This window comes from Microcella alkaliphila (assembly GCF_004216855.1).
Classification (GTDB): domain Bacteria; phylum Actinomycetota; class Actinomycetes; order Actinomycetales; family Microbacteriaceae; genus Microcella; species Microcella alkaliphila.
In genome coordinates, this window is record NZ_SGXT01000014.1 from 175,119 (window position 1) to 191,423 (window position 16,305).

General features: G+C 70.5%; 16 protein-coding genes. 4 read left to right on the forward strand and 12 right to left on the reverse strand.

Translation table 11 applies throughout. The features are described 5' to 3' along the window. The first annotated feature begins 62 nt into the window (after nt 1-62). Entirely contained in the window at nt 63-602 is a 540-nt protein-coding gene (locus EV140_RS06525) for a hypothetical protein (RefSeq protein WP_130282237.1), read from the forward strand. Here EV140_RS06525 and EV140_RS06530 read toward each other — a convergent pair. Genes EV140_RS06530 through EV140_RS06540 form a run of 3 tightly spaced genes read right to left on the reverse strand, consistent with a single transcriptional unit; the run spans nt 589 to nt 3,869 of the window. Next, entirely contained in the window at nt 589-1,938 is a 1,350-nt protein-coding gene (locus EV140_RS06530) for an FAD-dependent oxidoreductase (RefSeq protein WP_130282239.1), read from the reverse strand. The two genes, EV140_RS06525 and EV140_RS06530, sit on opposite strands and share 14 nt — an antisense overlap. A gap of 48 nt (nt 1,939-1,986) precedes the next feature. After that, nucleotides 1,987-3,069, reverse strand: a complete 1,083-nt coding sequence (locus tag EV140_RS06535; RefSeq protein ID WP_130282241.1) for a polyprenyl synthetase family protein — start codon at nt 3,067-3,069, stop codon at nt 1,987-1,989. 29 nt (nt 3,070-3,098) lie between these two features. Then, a complete protein-coding gene (locus EV140_RS06540; protein WP_130282243.1) occupies nt 3,099-3,869 on the reverse strand; it encodes a demethylmenaquinone methyltransferase in 771 nt (256 codons plus the stop codon). Nucleotides 3,870-4,021: 152 nt separating this feature from the next. On the opposite strand from EV140_RS06540, the gene EV140_RS06545 reads away from it, so the two are divergent. Next, nucleotides 4,022-5,227 (forward strand): isochorismate synthase, encoded by a 1,206-nt coding sequence (locus EV140_RS06545; protein WP_130282498.1) that lies wholly within the window; start codon nt 4,022-4,024, stop codon nt 5,225-5,227. Between the two features lie 8 nt (nt 5,228-5,235). Here the strand turns inward: EV140_RS06545 and EV140_RS06550 are convergent, their stop codons facing one another. From EV140_RS06550 to EV140_RS06560, 3 genes are read right to left on the reverse strand one after another with little or no spacing between them, the layout of a single operon-like run. Next, the gene (locus EV140_RS06550; protein WP_130282245.1) at nt 5,236-6,060 is read right to left on the reverse strand and encodes a PPK2 family polyphosphate kinase; all 825 of its coding nucleotides are present in this window, start codon (nt 6,058-6,060) and stop codon (nt 5,236-5,238) included. Between the two features lie 10 nt (nt 6,061-6,070). Further along, nucleotides 6,071-7,834, reverse strand: coding sequence for a 2-succinyl-5-enolpyruvyl-6-hydroxy-3-cyclohexene-1-carboxylic-acid synthase (menD, locus tag EV140_RS06555; protein ID WP_130282247.1), 1,764 nt, complete (start codon nt 7,832-7,834; stop codon nt 6,071-6,073). Next, on the reverse strand, nt 7,797-8,171 hold the full coding sequence (locus EV140_RS06560) for a PLD nuclease N-terminal domain-containing protein (protein WP_130282250.1): 375 nt from the start codon (nt 8,169-8,171) through the stop codon (nt 7,797-7,799). Before EV140_RS06560 ends, menD begins: the two co-directional genes overlap by 38 nt. 91 nt (nt 8,172-8,262) lie before the next feature. Between EV140_RS06560 and EV140_RS06565 the strand changes: the two genes are divergently transcribed. Then, a complete protein-coding gene (locus EV140_RS06565; RefSeq protein WP_130282252.1) occupies nt 8,263-8,580 on the forward strand; it encodes a DUF4229 domain-containing protein in 318 nt (105 codons plus the stop codon). 4 nt (nt 8,581-8,584) lie between these two features. Here EV140_RS06565 and EV140_RS06570 read toward each other — a convergent pair whose 3' ends face one another. The 3 genes from EV140_RS06570 to EV140_RS06580 are packed head-to-tail and all read right to left on the reverse strand — an operon-like array spanning nt 8,585 to nt 11,707. Continuing rightward, nucleotides 8,585-9,568 (reverse strand): 1,4-dihydroxy-2-naphthoate polyprenyltransferase, encoded by a 984-nt coding sequence (locus EV140_RS06570; protein WP_130282254.1) that lies wholly within the window; start codon nt 9,566-9,568, stop codon nt 8,585-8,587. Between the two features lie 9 nt (nt 9,569-9,577). After that, a complete protein-coding gene (locus EV140_RS06575) occupies nt 9,578-10,732 on the reverse strand; it encodes an AMP-binding protein (RefSeq protein WP_130282256.1) in 1,155 nt (384 codons plus the stop codon). A 57-nt stretch (nt 10,733-10,789) separates the two neighbouring features. Then, nucleotides 10,790-11,707, reverse strand: a complete 918-nt coding sequence (locus tag EV140_RS06580) for a 1,4-dihydroxy-2-naphthoyl-CoA synthase (RefSeq protein ID WP_130282258.1) — start codon at nt 11,705-11,707, stop codon at nt 10,790-10,792. 160 nt (nt 11,708-11,867) lie between these two features. Here EV140_RS06580 and EV140_RS06585 point away from each other — a divergent pair, with 160 nt between their 5' ends. Continuing rightward, entirely contained in the window at nt 11,868-12,890 is a 1,023-nt protein-coding gene (locus EV140_RS06585; RefSeq protein WP_130282260.1) for an o-succinylbenzoate synthase, read from the forward strand. On the opposite strand, the gene ccsB is transcribed toward EV140_RS06585, so the two are convergent. The 3 genes from ccsB to EV140_RS06600 are packed head-to-tail and all read right to left on the reverse strand — an operon-like array spanning nt 12,887 to nt 16,303. Further along, on the reverse strand, nt 12,887-13,879 hold the full coding sequence (gene ccsB, locus EV140_RS06590) for a c-type cytochrome biogenesis protein CcsB (RefSeq protein ID WP_241971350.1): 993 nt from the start codon (nt 13,877-13,879) through the stop codon (nt 12,887-12,889). The genes EV140_RS06585 and ccsB overlap by 4 nt on opposite strands. Before the next feature lie 23 nt (nt 13,880-13,902). Further along, the gene (resB, locus tag EV140_RS06595; RefSeq protein WP_241971332.1) at nt 13,903-15,582 is read right to left on the reverse strand and encodes a cytochrome c biogenesis protein ResB; all 1,680 of its coding nucleotides are present in this window, start codon (nt 15,580-15,582) and stop codon (nt 13,903-13,905) included. Continuing rightward, nucleotides 15,560-16,303, reverse strand: coding sequence for a cytochrome c biogenesis CcdA family protein (locus tag EV140_RS06600; RefSeq protein WP_130282504.1), 744 nt, complete (start codon nt 16,301-16,303; stop codon nt 15,560-15,562). The genes resB and EV140_RS06600 overlap by 23 nt, the downstream gene beginning before the upstream one ends. Nucleotides 16,304-16,305: the final 2 nt, after the last annotated feature.

Genomic DNA, 16,305 nt, shown 5'->3' on the forward strand with positions numbered 1-16,305 from the left:
GGTAGTCCCCGAGTTCGCCAAGGCGGGCAGGGCGAGCGAGCGCATCTCGGCACACTGCATCCATGTCACGGGAGCGAGACGCGCGGGCCAGCGCGGGATGGAATCCGCGAGACGCGGGCGGCTTCGACGGGTTTGACGCGTTCATCCGCCACCGGGGTGGGATTGTCAGGCGATCCGACCTGCTCCAGGCGGGGTGGACGGACGACGAACTCCGCATCGCGTACGGCTACTGGGGTCGCCCTGAGCGACTGCGCCACGGCTGGTACTGCGTGCCCGAATTACCTGACGACGTCCGCCGCGCGTGGAAGGCAGGCGGACCGCTCGCGTGCATCAGCGCCATCCGGTGGTACGCGGGCGAGCCGATCGGCGAGCCGATCCACATCGCTATGCACGATCATCGGCACCCGCGTCAGCGGCGCCCGCAAGCAGGCACTACGACCCCAGTGCCATCGACAGAACCCGAGGCGCCCATCATCCACTGGCACAACGCCGATGACGCCGCAGAAAACAGCTGGGCCGTGCCGCTCGAACTCGCACACCGTCAGGCAGCGACCTGTGCGGCCGCCCGGCGCGACGAACTCGCCAGACTCAGTCGCGGCTGATGCGCACCATCTCGTCGCGCGGGACCACCTTGATGCGCTCGCGACCCCGAGCATCACCCAGCTCGCGCTCATGCGCGTCCAAGCGGTGCCAGCCCTCGAGGTCCGTGAAGAGCACACCTCGCGACTGCAGCAGATCCAGCACCGCCTGCTCGTCCGGCTCCGCCGGCTGCCACCACGAGCCCTGATCCTTCACCAGGTGCTTGATCGTCTCCATCGCGTCCGACTTCGTGTGACCGATCAGGCCGACCGGGCCACGCTTGATCCACCCGGTGGCGTACACACCCGGCATCAGCGCGTTATCGTCAGCCAACACCTGGCCCTCGTGATTCGGAATCACGCCGTGGCGCTCGTCGTACGGAATCCCATCCAACGGCGAACCGAAGTAACCCACCGCGCGGTACACCGCCTGCACCGGAACCTCGCGGAACTCGCCCGTACCCACCACGCCACCGGCACCGTCCGGGCGGGTGCGCTCGTACCGGAACGCCGACACCCGGCCATCCGAGCCGAGCACCTCCACCGGCTTCGCGTAGAAGTGCAGGTGCAAACGCCGCGACGCAGAACCGGTCTCGCGCGCCCTCCACTGCGAAAACACCTTGTCGATCACGAACAACTGCTTGTTCGACTGGATCGCCGCCCGCGACGCATCGTCGTAGTCGAAGTCCTCGTCGTACACGATCATGTCGACGTCGTTCAGCTCGCCCAGCTCGCGCAGCTCCAGCGGCGTGAACTTCACCTGCATGGGCCCCCGGCGCCCAAACACGTGCACGTCCGTCACCGGCGACGCCTCCAAGCCGGCATGCACGTTGTCGGGGATCTCCGTCGGCAACAGGTCCTGCGGGTGCTTCGCCAAGATGCGCGCCACGTCCAGGGCGACGTTCCCATTGCCGATGACGGCAACCGAGCGGGCCTCCAGCGGCCACTCGCGCGGAACATCCGGGTGCCCGTCATACCAGCTGACGAAGTCGGCGGCGCCGTACGAGCCATCCAAGTCGATCCCCGGAATGGTGAGGTCAGCATCCTTGATCGCGCCGGTTGCGAAGATGACCGCGTTGTAGTGCCGCTTCAGGTCGTCGAGCGTGATGTCGGTGCCGTAGTTGACGTTGCCGAACACGCGGATGTCACCCGAGTCGAGCACCTCGCGCAGCGCGTTGGTGATGCCCTTGATGCGCGGGTGGTCGGGCGCGACGCCGTAACGCACCAGGCCGTAGGGCGCGGGCAGGCGGTCGAACAGGTCGATCGACACCTCGAATGAGCGCTCGTGCTTCAGCAGGATGTCGGCGGCGTAAATGCCGGCGGGTCCGGCTCCGACGATGGCGAGACGCAGCTTGCTCATGCTCGAGGGGGTTCCTTCAACTGATCGGTGGGCAAAATGCGGCTGACTCTACCGGCTGCGATCGACGACGGCCTCGGCGAACTTCGTCAGCGCCTTCTTCACCGGCCCGGCGGGCAGGGTGTCGAGTGCGGCAACCGCGTCGGACGCCCAGCGGCGCGCCTCGTCGTAAGTGCGCTCGGTGACGGGGTGCGCGCGCAGTTCAGCGACGGCGGCGGCGAACTCTGCCTCGAGCACCGGGTCGGACTCGTCGTCGGCACCGTTGACGCTCTGCTCGATGCGCAACAGCAGCGCCGCCGCGTCGGCGTCGGTCATCGCCTCGCGGCGCAAGTACAGCAGCGGCAGGGTCGCGACTCCGGAGCGCAGGTCGGTGCCCTGCGGTTTGCCGGTCTCGGCGTCGGGCTCGGAGAGGTCGATCACGTCGTCGACCAGCTGGAAGGCGACGCCGATCTTCTCGCCGAAGGCGACGACAGGCTCGGCGTACTCGTCGCACGCGTTCGAGAAGATGACGCCCATCTGAGCGGCGGCGGCGATGAGCGAGCCGGTCTTGTCGGCGAGCACCTGCAGGTAGTGCTCGACGGCGTCGTCGTCGGGCCGCGGGCCGAGGGTCTCGTGCAGCTGGCCGAGGCACAGCCGCTCAAAGGTGTCGGCCTGCAGCTTGATGGAGCGCTCGCCGAGGCTCGCGACGAGCTTCGACGCCCGGGCGAACAGCAGATCACCGGTGAGGATCGCGACCGAGTTGCCCCACACGCTCTGCGCGCTCGGCACACCGCGGCGCATCTCAGCCTCGTCCATGACGTCGTCGTGGTAGAGCGACGCGAGGTGGGTGATCTCGATCGCCTGGGCGGCGGTGATCACGTCGTCGATGGCGCCGTCGCCGAGCTGCGCGGTGAGCAGCGTCAGCACGGGGCGGATGCGCTTGCCGCCGGCCTCCAGCAGATAGCGCGAGGTGACGTCGGCCATGTCGTCGGCGAAGCTGACCTCGCGCAGCAGGCCTGCTTCGACCTTCTCGAGCCCCTGCTCGATGGCGTCGGCGAAGCGGCGCTCTTCACTGGACGCGAACAGCTTTTCGCCGAGGCCGAGCGACGCCGAGAGCGTCTTGCTGCGGCGTGCGAGCGGGGTACTCGGGGTCACGGTCGGCCGATCGTTGAGAGTGGTCGGGGTCACTCGGCGGCGGCCGAGGCGGAGGAGGCGGAGCGCGCGCGACGGCGCTTCGCAACGGATGCACGGATCGCCGAATCGAGCGGCTTGCGGCCGCGGTGCATGGCGACGACGCCGGTGGTGAGATTGCGGTACGCGACGCGCGTGAACCCGGCCGCGCGCATCCATTGGCAGAGGGTGGCCTGGTCGGGCCAGTCGGCGATCGACTCGAACAGGTACTCGTAGGCGTCGGCGTTTGAGCTGGTGACCTTCGCAATGTGCGGCATCACGTGCTTCAAATAGGCGTGGTAGCCAGCGCGCAAAACGCCGATCGGCGGGCGCGAGAACTCGGTGATGACGATGCGACCGCCGGGCTTCGTGACCCGATACATCTCGGCGAGCGCCTTCTGCGGGCGCTGTACGTTGCGCAGCCCGAAGCTGATGGTGACGGCGTCGAACTCGTCGTCGCCGAACGGCAGCTGCTCGGCGTCGCCGACGACGAACTCGAGCTGCGGGTGGCGGCGGCGCCCCTCGGCGACCATACCCTCCGAGAAGTCGACCCCGACGACGGTCGCGCCGGACTTCGCGAAGGCGGCCGAGCTCGTTCCGGTTCCGGCGGCGATGTCGAGGATGCGCTCGCCCGGTTGCGGGTCGACGGCACGCACGGTGGCAATGCGCCATAGGGCCGAGTTTCCGACCGAGAGCACGGCGTTTGCCCGGTCGTACCGCGGCGCCACGTCGTCGAACATGGCGGCGACGGCGCTCGGCTGCTTGCTCAGATCGGCCTTTGTCACAGCCCGAGTCTAGTGAGTGCTCGCCCGAGGTTCGCCGTGAGCGGCCTGGGGAGCCCCGGTGTGCGGAGTAGCCTCAGAGGGTGACGTCGAGCCCCCCTCCCGCGGTGCGTCTGCGGGCCGTGACGACGGTGGTTGCACTCGACGGACCGTTGATGGGGTTTGCCGACCCCGCGCATCCCCTGGTCGCGCTGCGCCGCGGCGACGGGATCGTCGGCATCGGCGAGGTGTGGCGCGGCGAGTTCCGTGGGGCGAGCAGATTCGCGGATGCTGCCCGCACCTGGCGCACGCTCGCTGACGCCGCCGAGGTGGCTGACCCGGTGCACCGCGCGGGCTCGGGGCTCGTCGCGTTCGGCAGCTTCGCGTTCGCCGACGACTCGGGCGCGGCGAGCGTTCTCGTGGTACCCGAGACGATCGTCGGACGGCGCGATGGGGTGGCGTGGGTGACGCGCATCTCGGTGACCGGCACGGGCGAGCAGTCGGCCGACGCCGAGCCAGTGCCGGGCGCTGGGCGCCTTCCGGCCGAGACGCCCATCGGCGAGCGCCCGCGAGCGACGCTCACCGCGGCGACCCTCAGCCGCGACGACTTCGTGGCGACGGTCGGCCGGGCGGTCGAGCGCATCCGGGCCGGCGACGTCGAGAAGGTGGTGATCGCGCGGGACGCGACCGCGAGCATCCCGGCCGATGCCGACCGCCGCGCCATCGTGACGGAGCTTGCCGAGGCCTACCCCGACACGCTCGCCTTCGCCGTCGACGGGCTGATCGGTGCGAGCCCGGAGACGCTCGTGAGCGTGCACGCCCGCGAGGCGAGCGCGCGCGTGCTGGCGGGCTCGACCGCCCGCGGGGCCGACGCCGCCGAGGATGCTGCGGCCGCCACACAGCTCGCGACGAGTCAGAAGGACCTCGACGAGCACGAGTTCGCCGTGCAGAGCGTACTGAAGACCGTGCGCCCGCACGTGACGGCGGTGACCGCGAGTGAGGCTCCGTTCACGCTGAAGCTGCCGAACCTGTGGCACCTCGCGACCGACGTCGAGCTCGAGCTCGCCGAAGACTCGAGCGGGCTCGACCTGGTCGCGGCCCTGCACCCGACGGCCGCCGTCGCGGGCTCTCCCACGGACGCGGCGCTCGCCCTGATCGCCGAACTCGAGCCGTTCGACCGCGGCCGCTACGCCGGCCCCGTCGGCTGGATCGACCAGGACGGCGACGGCGAGTGGGTCATCGCGCTGCGCTGCGCGCACATCGACGACGACGGGATGCTCGTGGCGCACGCCGGCGCCGGTATCGTCATCGACTCCGACCCGGTCGCGGAACTCGCCGAGACGCGGATGAAGTTCCGGCCCATCGCCGACGCGCTGCGGTAGCGCGAGGGTCAGGTCGCGGCGAGCCGCTCTTTCTGCTCGTCGACGTCGTACGTCGCGCTCGGCCACTGCGGGTCGATGCGTTCGAGCGCGTCGGTGAGCAGCGCCTGCACGGCAAGGCGTGCGTACCACTTGCGGTTGCCGGGAACCACGTGCCAGGGCGCCTCGTCGGTCGATGTGCGTTGGATCGCGAGCTCGTACGCGCGCTCGTAGTCGTCCCACAGCATCCGCTCGGCGATGTCGTTGGTCGTGTACTTCCAGTGCTTGTCCGGCCGCTCCAGGCGCTCGGTGAGCCGCGCCTTCTGCTCGTCGGGCGAGATGTGCAGCATGACCTTGACGACGCTGATGCCCGTGCGCACGAGGCGCCGCTCGAACTCGACGATGTCGTCGTAGCGCTGCTCGATCTCGGCGGCCGGCGCGAGCTCGCGTACCCGCCCGATCAGCACGTCTTCGTAGTGCGAGCGGTCGAAGACCCCGATGCGGCCGACGGGCGGCAACTCGCGCTCGATGCGCCAGAGAAAGTGGTGACTGAGTTCCTTCTCGGTCGGCTTCTTGAAGGTGGCGAGGTGCACGCCCTGCGGGTCGACGGAGCCGACCACGTGGCGCACGATACCGCCCTTGCCGGCGGAGTCCATGCCCTGCAGCACGAGCAGCACGCGGCGACGCTCGCCCGCCGTGCTAGCGGCGAACAGTCGTTCCTGTAGGTTTCCCAGGTGGCTGACGCCGGCGGCGAGCGCTTCCTGCCCCGCAGCCTTGTCGCCGTCGAAGCCGGGCGTCGCGTTAGGGTCGCGGTCGGCGAGGCGGGTCAGGGCGTTGGCGCGCAGCAGTTCGATCATGCTGGCGACGCTACGCGGACTCGTCGACCGGGTCGAGTGTGTCGAGCGGCACCTCGACGACGAGCAGGGGCTCGGGGGCGGTGAGGGCGTCGTCGAGGTCGGCGCGGGTGGCGGCCTTCCGGTAGGCCCAGCCGCCCGCGGCGGCGAGCGCGGCGATGTCGACCGCGTGGGGTGTACGCATTACGCGCTCGTAGTCGTTGGGGTTCGCGGTCGCGGCCACCTCGAGCTGGTCGAAGATCGTGCCGCCGCGGTCGTTGCCGACGAACAGGTGCACGCGTACGCGCTCGGGGAGGGGCACGAGCAGGGCGCCCGCGTCGTGGATGAGCGCGAGGTCGCCGAGCAGCACGCGGGTCGTGCCGGGCTGCGGCCCGGCATGCGCCTGCGCGGCGAGGGCGATGCCCGTCGCCGTCGCGATCGTGCCGTCGATGCCGGCGAGGCCACGGTTCGCGTGCACGGCGATGTTCTTGCCCGGCACGAGCCGGTCCGCCTCGCGGATGAGGCGCGATGCGGCCATCACGAGGCGATCATGCGGCCAGGTGGATGCCCACACGGCGCGCACGAGCATCTGTCGGTCGACAGGCTGGCGGAGGATCGCGGCCTCGGCTTTCGCGAAGGCGAGGCGCACGCTCATGTCGGTCGAGGCGGACTGCTCGAGATCGGGCGCCGGATCGTCCGGCGCCGTCGACTCGAGCACGGCGCGGCTCATCGCCACCCACCCCCCGACCCAGCGGCGCACCACCTGCGGGTCGGGCTTTCCGATCACCCGCACGTCATCGACGACGCGAGCCCTGCGGCCGGGGTTGTACGCGTCGGCGCCGGGGGCTCGCACGACGATCACCTCGACGTCGTCGCGCTCGAGCAGCGCAGGCACCTCGCGGCTGAGCGTCGGGTGGCCGAGCACGACGGCGCGCCCGACCGCCTCGCCGTGCGGGCCGCGCAACACCTCGCGGTAGGCGACGACCGCGTGCCGGCCGAAGCGCGCGCCGCTTGACACCTCGGCGATGAGCGGGGCGCCGAGCCTGACAGCCAGATCTTCGGCGAGCGCGCCGGCGCCGTGGCCGGCGATGACGACGGTCGCGTCGTCGGGCTCGAGGTCGACCACCTCGGGGCCGAGGGTGCGCTGCCAGAGGGGGTGAGCATCCCCGTCACCATCGCCCGCGTCGCCGGTCGGCAGGGCGGTCGGGATGCTCGGCTCGCCCCCACTCAGCGGCTCGCGGTAGGCGAGGTTCAGGTGCACGGGGCCGTCGGCGGCCGCGCGCAGGGCCAGCTCGGCGAGGTCGCGCACCTCATCGAGCTCGCCGGGGTCGCCGGTCGGGGCGGGAACGTCCCAGTCGGCGGCGACCATGTCGCCGAAGATGCCGACCTGGTTGGTCGTCTGGTTCGCGCCGATGCCGCGCAGCTCGGCCGGCCGGTCGGCCGTCAGCAGGATGAGGGGCACGCCGGAGTGGTGCGCCTCGAGAACAGCCGGGTGCAGGTTCGCGACGGCCGTGCCCGACGTGCAGATCACGGCGACGGGACGGCCCGTCTCGACGGCGAGGCCGAGGGCGGTGAAGCCCGCCACGCGCTCGTCGATGCGCACGTGCAGGGTGATGAGCCCGGCGCGATCCAGCGCCGCGGCGGCCAGCGCGAGCGCCTGAGAGCGCGAGCCGGGGCTGACGACCACGTGCTCGAGGCCCTGGGCGTGCATCCCATGAAGGAGCGCCATGGCCGCCTCGGCGGCCGGGCTCGTGGGGGCGCTAACCGGCGGTTCCGGCGCGGGGGGTGTCGTCGTCATCATCCTCCGCCTCCAGGTCGGCCAGTTCTTGCTCGAGGCGGCGCAGACGTTCGTCTTGCTCGGCGCGACGCTGAATCTCCTCCGCACTGAGAGAGCTCAGGAAGGTGGGGTCGTCGTCGGGCGCCGTGGGTGGGGCCATGCGTCGCGGGCCGCGCTTCGCCTTACCAACGGTCAGCCACAGCACGCCGCCGATCACCGGCAGCAGCACCGTGATCAGCGCCCACGCGGGCTTCGCCACCCCGCGCACACGCGACCGCTCCGTCATCAGCACATCGACGAGCGCGTAGATGGTGAACGCGACCGCGACCACACCGCCGATGATGATGAACCTGACCATGCTCTGAAGTGTACGCACGAGCGCTGGATGCATCGTGAGTGCGCCCTCGGCGCCCGGTGGATGCTCGGGGGCGCGTCCGTAGACTGGTGGCGTGCGCCCCTGGATCGTCTACAGCCTGCTTCGCTTCGGCATCTTCGCTGCCCTGTTCGCGCTCCTCGCGGTCTTCCTGCGCCTGCCCCTGCAATCGATGGGGATCGCCGGCTTTCCGCACTACATGATCGCGGCCCTCGCTGCCGCGATCATCTCCCTCGCCATCTCGTACATCTGCTTCGCGAAGCTGCGCGCCGCCGTCGCCACCGACATCGCCGAGCGCCGTGCCCGCGCGGCCCGCGGCGATATCGACGACGACACGGCCGAAGAAGACGCGCTGCTCGACGGCGAGACGCCCGGCGATCCTCCGCGAGCGTAAGCCTCTAGAACGCGATCGCGGCGCCGAGGGCGGCCGCGAACACGAGCGCCGCGAGGCTCGTCAACTGCAGGGCGAGGATCAACTCCCGCGGGGTGCGCGCCGTCACCACGATGAGGCTTACCGGCAGCGTGATAAGCAATGTGAAGAACGCCAGCGGGGCCGCCGGGAACAGGAAGAGGAACCACGCCAGCCCCGCGAAGGGCAGCGCCAGCAGCACGACGAACACGATGCGGGAGCGCACCGATCCGAAACGCACCGCCAGCGTGCGCTTGCCGACCTGCGCATCCTGGTCAATGTCGCGGATGTTGTTGACGAGCAGAATCGCGGCCGCGAACAGGCCTAGCTGCACGCCGGCGATCCACGACTCGAGCGGGGCGGTACCGGTCTGGATGAACGTGGTGCCGACAACCGCGACCGGCCCGAAGAACACGAACGCGACCAGCTCGCCGAGGCCCGCGTAGCCGTACGGGCGCTTCCCGCCCGTGTAGAACCAGGCGGCGACGATGGCGACGGCGCCCACCGCGATGAGCCACCACAGCTGGGTGAGCACGACGATCGCGAGGCCCGCGGCCGCCGCGAGGCCGAAGAACACGAGCGCGACAGTCAGTACCGTGCGAGGCTTCGCCGCGCCCGAGCCCGTGAGACGACTCGGGCCAACCCGCACGGCGTCGGTGCCGCGCACCCCGTCGCTGTAGTCGTTCGCGTAGTTCACGCCGACCTGCAGGAAGACGGCGACGGCGAGCGCCAAACCCGCCAACACCGGATCGAACGCCGAAAACCAGCGCGCGACCGCCGAACCCAGGATGACCGGGGCGAGCGCCAAGGTCAGCGTGCGCGGGCGCGCCCCGCCCACCCAGTCGCGGGCCGTCGCCGGACGCACCGCCGCGGGGTTGCCGCTGCGCGAGGGGTCGGTCTTCCGGCGCGTCGACGCTGCCGACTTCCGGGGTACTGCCTTCGCCGCGCGCTTCTTCGGGGTGCTCTTCGCCACGGGCCGATTCTAGGAGCCGGACGGCCCGGCGGCCTCCCCCGCGACGAGTCGGGCAATCGCCAGCCGATCAGGCTTGCCGCTCGGCAGCAGCGGCAGAGCGCCGACCGTGACGATGCGGTCGGGGCGCGCCTCGGGGCCGAGCGCTGCGCCGACCACGCGACGGAGAGCATCCCGATCGGGGCGGGTCGTCGTGACCACGATAGGAACCTCGCCCCACTCGGAGTGGTGCCCCGCGACGACGACCGCGTCGGCGAGGCCCGGCTGCTCGCGCACGAGACGCTCGACGGCGGCGAGACGCACCTTCATGCCACCGGAGACAATCACGTCGTCGATGCGGCCCGTGACGCGCAACACGCCGTCGACCACCTCGCCGGCGTCGTCCGTGCGGTACCAGCGCTGCTGGTCGTGCTCGACAAACGCGTCAGCAGTGCGCTCGGGGTCGCCCAGGTAGTACTCGGCGAGGGTCGGCCCGCCAAGCTCAACCCGGCCGTCGGTGATGCGCACCTCGGTCTGGCCGATCGGGACGCCGTCGTAGACAACGCCGCCGCAGGTCTCGCTCGAGCCGTACGTGCGCGTGATCGCCCATCCGTGCGCGCGGGCGCGGTCGACGAGCGCCGCGGGGGTGGCCTGGCCGCCGACCAGGATGCGGTCGAATCCGGCGAGCGCCGCCGCCACCTCGGCGTTCTCGTCGGCCTCGTCGAGCAGCCGACTGAGCTGGGCGGGAACGAGCGCCGTGAAGCGGTGCTTCTCGGTGAACCGGCCGATCGCCGCCAAGACGTCGGTCGCGCCCATGCGCCCCGGCGCGATCGGCACGGGGTCGACCCCGGAGGCGAGCGAGCGGGCGAGCACGTTGCTGCCGGCGATGTAGTGGACGGGGAGGGCGAGCATCCACTGACCGGGTTCGCCGAGCGCGCCGGTCGACGCGGCGGCGCTCGCGAGCACGGCGTCGGCGCTGAGCGCGACGCGCTTCGGGCGGCCCGTCGTGCCGCTCGTCTCGACCACGAGGGCGATGCGCTGTTCGACCTCGAGGGGGGCCGTGTGCACGGGGTTCACCCCGCCGCCGCGGAACAGCACGGCGGGCCCGTCGCCCGCGAGCGCGTGGCGCAGGGCCGCAAGGCAGGCGAGCGGGTCGGCCGAGTCGACGACGGCGAGCGGGCGAGTCACAGGGTCACGCTAGCGCGCGCCGCTGGTCGGTCGCTCGGGGGTGGCTGGGGATGCGCGTCAGTACTGCCAGGGGAACGGCGACCAGTCGGGAGCTCGCTTCTCGAGGAACGAGTCGCGCCCCTCGACCGCCTCGTCAGTGCCGTACGCCAGCCGCGTCGCCTCCCCCGCGAACAGCTGCTGGCCGACGAGCCCGTCGTCGGTGAGGTTCATCGCGTACTTGAGCATGCGGATCGCCGTCGGCGACTTGGTGAGGATCGTCTCTGCCCACTCGAGCCCCGCGCTTTCGAGCTCGGCGTGCGGCACGACCGCATTGACGGTGCCCATCTCGTACGCACGCTCGGCGTCGTACTCGCGGGCGAGGAAAAAGATCTCGCGCGCCACCTTCTGCCCGACCTGCTTGGCGAGGTAGGCGCTGCCGTAGCCGGCGTCGAACGAGCCCACGTCGGCGTCGGTCTGCTTGAAGCGGGCGTGCTCGCGGCTCGCGATCGTCATGTCGCAGACGACGTGCAACGAGTGTCCGCCGCCGGCGGCCCAGCCGGGCACCAGCGCGATCACGACCTTCGGCATGAAGCGGATGAGCCGCTGCACCTCGAGGATGTGCAGCCTCGACGCCTTCGCCGTGTCGACCGTGTCGGCCGTCTCCCCTTCTGCGTACTGATATCCAGCCCGCCCGCGGATGCGCTGGTCGCCGCCCGAGCAGAACGCCCAGCCGCCGTCCTTCGGGCTCGGCCCGTTGCCGGTCAGCAGCACGACGCCGATGCGGGGGTTCTGCCGCGCATCGTCGAGCGCCCGGTACAGCTCGTCAACCGTGTGCGGGCGGAACGCGTTGCGCACCTCGGGCCGGTCGAACGCGATGCGGGCGATACGTCCGGACGTGTCGTGGTGGTACGTGAGGTCGGTGAGCTCGTCGAAGCCGGGCGCCACGACCCAGCGCGACGGGTCGAACGTCTCAGATACCTGCGCAGCGTCGGCCATGCCGCAAGCCTACGACCGCCACCCACCCGCGACCTGAGCCGCGGCGACGTGACGTTTCTCAGGAGTACAGCCGGCCCGGCCGCCTGGCGGCCCCGGTTTTGCGGGTGTGGCGGTGCCCAACTCCTGAGAAACGTCACGCGCCACCTGCCACACTGAGCAGATGGACGCACCGACACGGGATGACAGGCACGAACTCCCGTCGGTCGACGCCCTCCTCGCCGACTCCCACGTCGTGCGCATCCCTCTCGCGACGCGGTTTCGCGGCCTCGAGCACCGCGAGGCGGTGCTGCTGCGCGGACCGCAGGGCTGGGCCGAGTTCAGCCCCTTCGTCGAGTACGACGACCAGGAGGCCGCCACCTGGCTCGCCGCCGCGATCGCGACCGGCTGGGCGCCACCGTCGACCCCCGCCCTGCGCGACCAGATTCCCGTGAACGCGACCCTGCCCGCCGTGCCGCTCGACCGCATCCCGGCCGTACTGAGCCGGTTCGGCGAGTGCCGCACCGTCAAAATCAAGGTTGCGGAGCGCGGGCAGACGCTCGCCGACGACGTCGACCGGGTGCGCGAGACGCGACGGCTGCTGGGCCCCGCAGGTCGGATCCGCCTCGACGCAAACGGTGCCTGGAACGTCGATGAGGCCGAGCACGCCATTCGCGAGCTCGAGCGGTTCGACCTCGAGTACGTCGAGCAGCCCTGCGCGAGCGTCGCCGAGCTCGCCGAGCTGCGGCGCCGCATCCGCCGCATCGACGTGCCCATCGCCGCCGACGAGAGCGTGCGCAAGGCGAGCGACCCGATCGCGGTGGCCAGGGCCGACGCCGTCGACCTCGTCGTGATCAAGGCGGCGCCGCTCGGTGGCATCGATCGCGCCCTCGCGATCGTGGCCGAGGCGGGGCTGCCGGCCGTCGTCTCGAGCGCCCTCGACACGAGCGTTGGCCTCGCGATGGGCGCCGCCCTGGCGGCCCGCCTGCCCGAGTTGCCCTACGACTGCGGGCTCGGCACGGCGGCGCTGCTGCTGAGCGACGTCACGCGCACGCCGCTCATTCCGACGGACGGCACGATTCCGGTCGCAGCCGTCGACATCGACGAGGATGCTCTTGCTCGCCTCGCTGCGCCCGACGAGCGCGCCGCATGGTGGCGCGCCCGCATCGCCCGGTGTCGTGAGCTGCTCGTCGTCGGCGCGACCTAGAGACCGCTGTAGCTGTGCAGGCCCTCGAAGTAGAGGTTCACGATCGTGTAGTTGAAGATCACCGAGCTGAAGCCGATGATCGCCAGCCATGCCGAGCGGTTGCCGCGCCAACCACGCGTAGCGCGAGCGTGGACGTAGCCGGCAAAGAGCACCCAGATGATGAAGGTCCAGACCTCCTTCGTGTCCCACCCCCAGTAGCGGCCCCAGGCGCGCTCGGCCCAGATGGCGCCGGCGACAAGGGTGAAGGTCCAGAACACGAAGCCGACGACGTTGATGCGGTAGGCAAGCGACTCGAGCGTGGAGGCCCCCGGCACGGTGTCGAGGAACTTGAGGCCCGCGGTCTTGCGCACCTCGCGCTGGTGGCGCAGCAGTTGCATCGTCGACAGACCGGCGCCGATCGCGAAGAACGCGGTCGCGAGCACGGCGACGAGCACGTGGATCACGAGCCAGGCTGACTGCAGCGCCGGTGGTGTCGGCACGACGTCGACGTAGAAGTTCACCGTGACGATGCCGAGCGAGAGCACGGTGAATCCGGTGATGTACGCCCCGAGGTAGCGCACGTCTTTCCACAGCTGCACCCCGAGGAACGTGCCCATGCCGACAAGCGTCGCCGTGAGGCCGAACTCGAACATGTTCGCCCACGGCACGCGGTCGGCCGCGAGACCGCGCGTCAGGGTCGCGGCGAGGTGAAGCACCCAGCCGATGATCGCGAAAGCGAAGGCGACACGCTGGTAGACGGTGGCCCCACCGCGCGAGCCGTCCCTCGCCTCGGGAAGCAGAGCATCCTCACGATCGAGAACGGCGGTTCCGCCGGAACCCGCGGCGACCGTCGATGTCTGGGGGGCGCCGGCGGCCACACTGGCGGCCGCCGGCACGGGGGCCTCGGCCGAGCGCTTCGCGAGGTCGAGCGTGAAGGCGATGAAGGCGAGGGTGTAGACGCCCATGGCCGAGTAGACGGCGACGAGCGAAAGGCTGGCGAGGTTCTCCATCACGACTCCATGGTAATTCGCGGTTACTGTGACGATGCCGGGGCGAGGGCTGGCTCGTCGGCGGGGCCGAGTGCTCCGCCGAGACCCTCGAGATGTTCGGTGGCGAGGCGCTCGACCGCGTCATCGAGGTTGGGGTCGTCTCCGCGCGCGAGACCGGCGTACCGCAGGCGCACGCCCTGGCCGTCGGCCCCCTCCTCCGCGGCGATCCACATGCGCCGACGCGGCACGAACAGGCTCACGATGAGCCCGGCAATAGCCAGCACGCTCGAGATGAGCACCCCCGCCTGCGTCGGGTCGTGATGGAAATCGATCGAGACGAAGCGCGGCAGGGCGGTGAACTCGACCGTGCCCCAGCCGTTCGGCAACTCGGCGCTCTGCCCGAGGCCCAGGATGATCGAGTCGTTGCCCGTCTCGCCGCCCGTCAACTGCTCGAGATCGTCGACATCGAGCGCGTAGGCGCTGCGGGGCACGCCGTCGTCGAGGCCGAGGTCGCCGACGAACAGGTTCAGGGTGACCACGGGGTTGTCGGGCTGCGGCCAAATGCTCGCCAGGGCTCCGCTGTCGAGCTGGATCGCCGACGGATAGAAGAAGCCGATCATGCCGACCTGGTCGGGCAAGCCGTCGGGCACCTTGATGATGCCGAGGCTCGTGAGGTTGCTGTCCTGCGGAAGGAACGCCACCGACTCGTCGAAGACGACATCGCCGTCGGCATTGCGCACCGTGATCACCGGGGCGAAGCCGTTGCCGAGCAGGTATGCGCGCACGCCGGCGATGTCGATGGGAGCGTTGACCTTGATGTCGCGCTGAACGCTCTCGCCATCCGCCTCGGTGATCGTCACCGACGCGGTGTAGTCGAGCGGCTGCGCGATGAGCGTGCCCCGGGTCTCATCCAGTGCCGCCTCGAAGACCGCGTCAAACTCGTCCAGTCGCATCGAGAACGGGTCAAGGCGAGCGTCGCTGAAGAAGCGGCTCGCCGAGAACGAGTCGTAGGTGGTCAACTGGTTGACGAAGGTTTGACCCTCGACGATGACCTTCTGGCCGTTGTAGCCGAAACCACCGGCAAGACCCACAGTGCCGAGCACGCCAATGAGCGCGACGTGGAACACGAGGTTGCCCGTCTCGCGCAGGTAACCGCGCTCGGCCGACAGCGAGTTTCCGTAGCGCTCGACGCGGAAGCGCTGACGGCGCAGCACCGCCTCGCCGGCCGCGAGAGCGTCCTCGACGGAACCGGGAGCATCCGCCTCGCGATAGCCGACCAGGCGATTCAGGCGCGCCGGCGTTTTCGGCGGGCGCGAGCGCAGCGCCTTCCAGTGGTGCGCCGTGCGGGGAATGATGCAGCCGATGAGCGAGACGAAGAGCAGCAGGTAGATGGCGCTGAACCACACCGACGTGAACGTGTCGAACAGCTGCAGGGCGTCAAGAATCTCGAACAGCTCGGGGTCGTCGCGACGGAACCGCACGACGCCGTTCGGGTTCGACGAGCGCTGCGGAACGAGCGACCCCGGAATGGCGGCGACCGCGAGCAACAGCAGCAGCACGAGCGCCGTGCGCATGCTGGTCAGCTGGCGCCACAGGAAGCGGCCCCACCCGACGACGCCGAGCCGCGGCTGCGTGGGCCCGTCGCCGCTCGCGCGGTCGGTGCGCTCGGCGGTGCCCGTGGGGGCGCTGCCGTCGTCGTAGTCAAAGGGGCGTAACGGTTCCACCGATCACCGATCCCAGGCTCGAGACGAAGAGGGACCACAGGCCCGTCACCATGGCGACGCCGATGGCGATGAGCAAGCCTCCCCCGATGAGGTTGATGACGCGCACGTTGCGCTTCAGCCAGTCGGCCGCGCCGGTCGCCCAGCGGAACCCGAAGGCGAGCAGCAGGAACGGCACACCGAGGCCGAGACAGTACAGCAGGCCGATGAGGGCCGCGCGGCCGATGTCGCCCTCGTTGATGACGAGCGCGTTCACGGCGATGAGGGTCGGCCCGATGCAGGGCACCCAACCGAGGCCAAAGACGATGCCGAGCACGGGGGCCCCGCCGAGGCCCGCGGCCGCCGTCAGTTTCGGCCGCACCGTGCGTTGCAAGAACGACACCTGGCCAATGAAGACAAGGCCCATGAGGATCACGACGACACCGGCGATACGGGTGATCAGGTCGAGGCGCGACTGCAGCAGGAGGCCCGCGGTCGCGAACACGATCGAGAATGCGACAAAGACGACGCTGAACCCGAGGATGAACAGGCTCACGCCGAGCAGCAGCCGGCTGCGTTCTCGCCGGTTCTCGACGGGGCGCGTGAAGCCCCCGACGTAGGCGAGATAGCCGGGCACGAGCGGCAGGACGCACGGGGACGCAAACGCGAGGAAGCCCGCGGCCAGCGCGATCGGCATCGCGAGCAGCAGGTTGCCGCTCAGCACGATTTCGCCGACGGGATTCACCA

Excerpts from the sequence above, each read along its gene's own strand:
- EV140_RS06525 (WP_130282237.1), top strand. The coding sequence starts at position 63 with ATGTCACGGGAGCGAGACGCGCGGGCCAGCGCGGGATGGAATCCGCGA.
- EV140_RS06530 (WP_130282239.1), bottom strand. The coding sequence starts at position 1,938 with ATGAGCAAGCTGCGTCTCGCCATCGTCGGAGCCGGACCCGCCGGCATT.
- EV140_RS06545 (WP_130282498.1), top strand. The coding sequence starts at position 4,022 with ATGGGGTTTGCCGACCCCGCGCATCCCCTGGTCGCGCTGCGCCGCGGC.
- EV140_RS06550 (WP_130282245.1), bottom strand. The coding sequence starts at position 6,060 with ATGATCGAACTGCTGCGCGCCAACGCCCTGACCCGCCTCGCCGACCGC.
- menD (WP_130282247.1), bottom strand. The coding sequence starts at position 7,834 with ATGACGACGACACCCCCCGCGCCGGAACCGCCGGTTAGCGCCCCCACG.
- EV140_RS06560 (WP_130282250.1), bottom strand. The coding sequence starts at position 8,171 with ATGGTCAGGTTCATCATCATCGGCGGTGTGGTCGCGGTCGCGTTCACC.
- EV140_RS06580 (WP_130282258.1), bottom strand. The coding sequence starts at position 11,707 with ATGGCCGACGCTGCGCAGGTATCTGAGACGTTCGACCCGTCGCGCTGG.
- EV140_RS06585 (WP_130282260.1), top strand. The coding sequence starts at position 11,868 with ATGGACGCACCGACACGGGATGACAGGCACGAACTCCCGTCGGTCGAC.
- ccsB (WP_241971350.1), bottom strand. The coding sequence starts at position 13,879 with ATGGAGAACCTCGCCAGCCTTTCGCTCGTCGCCGTCTACTCGGCCATG.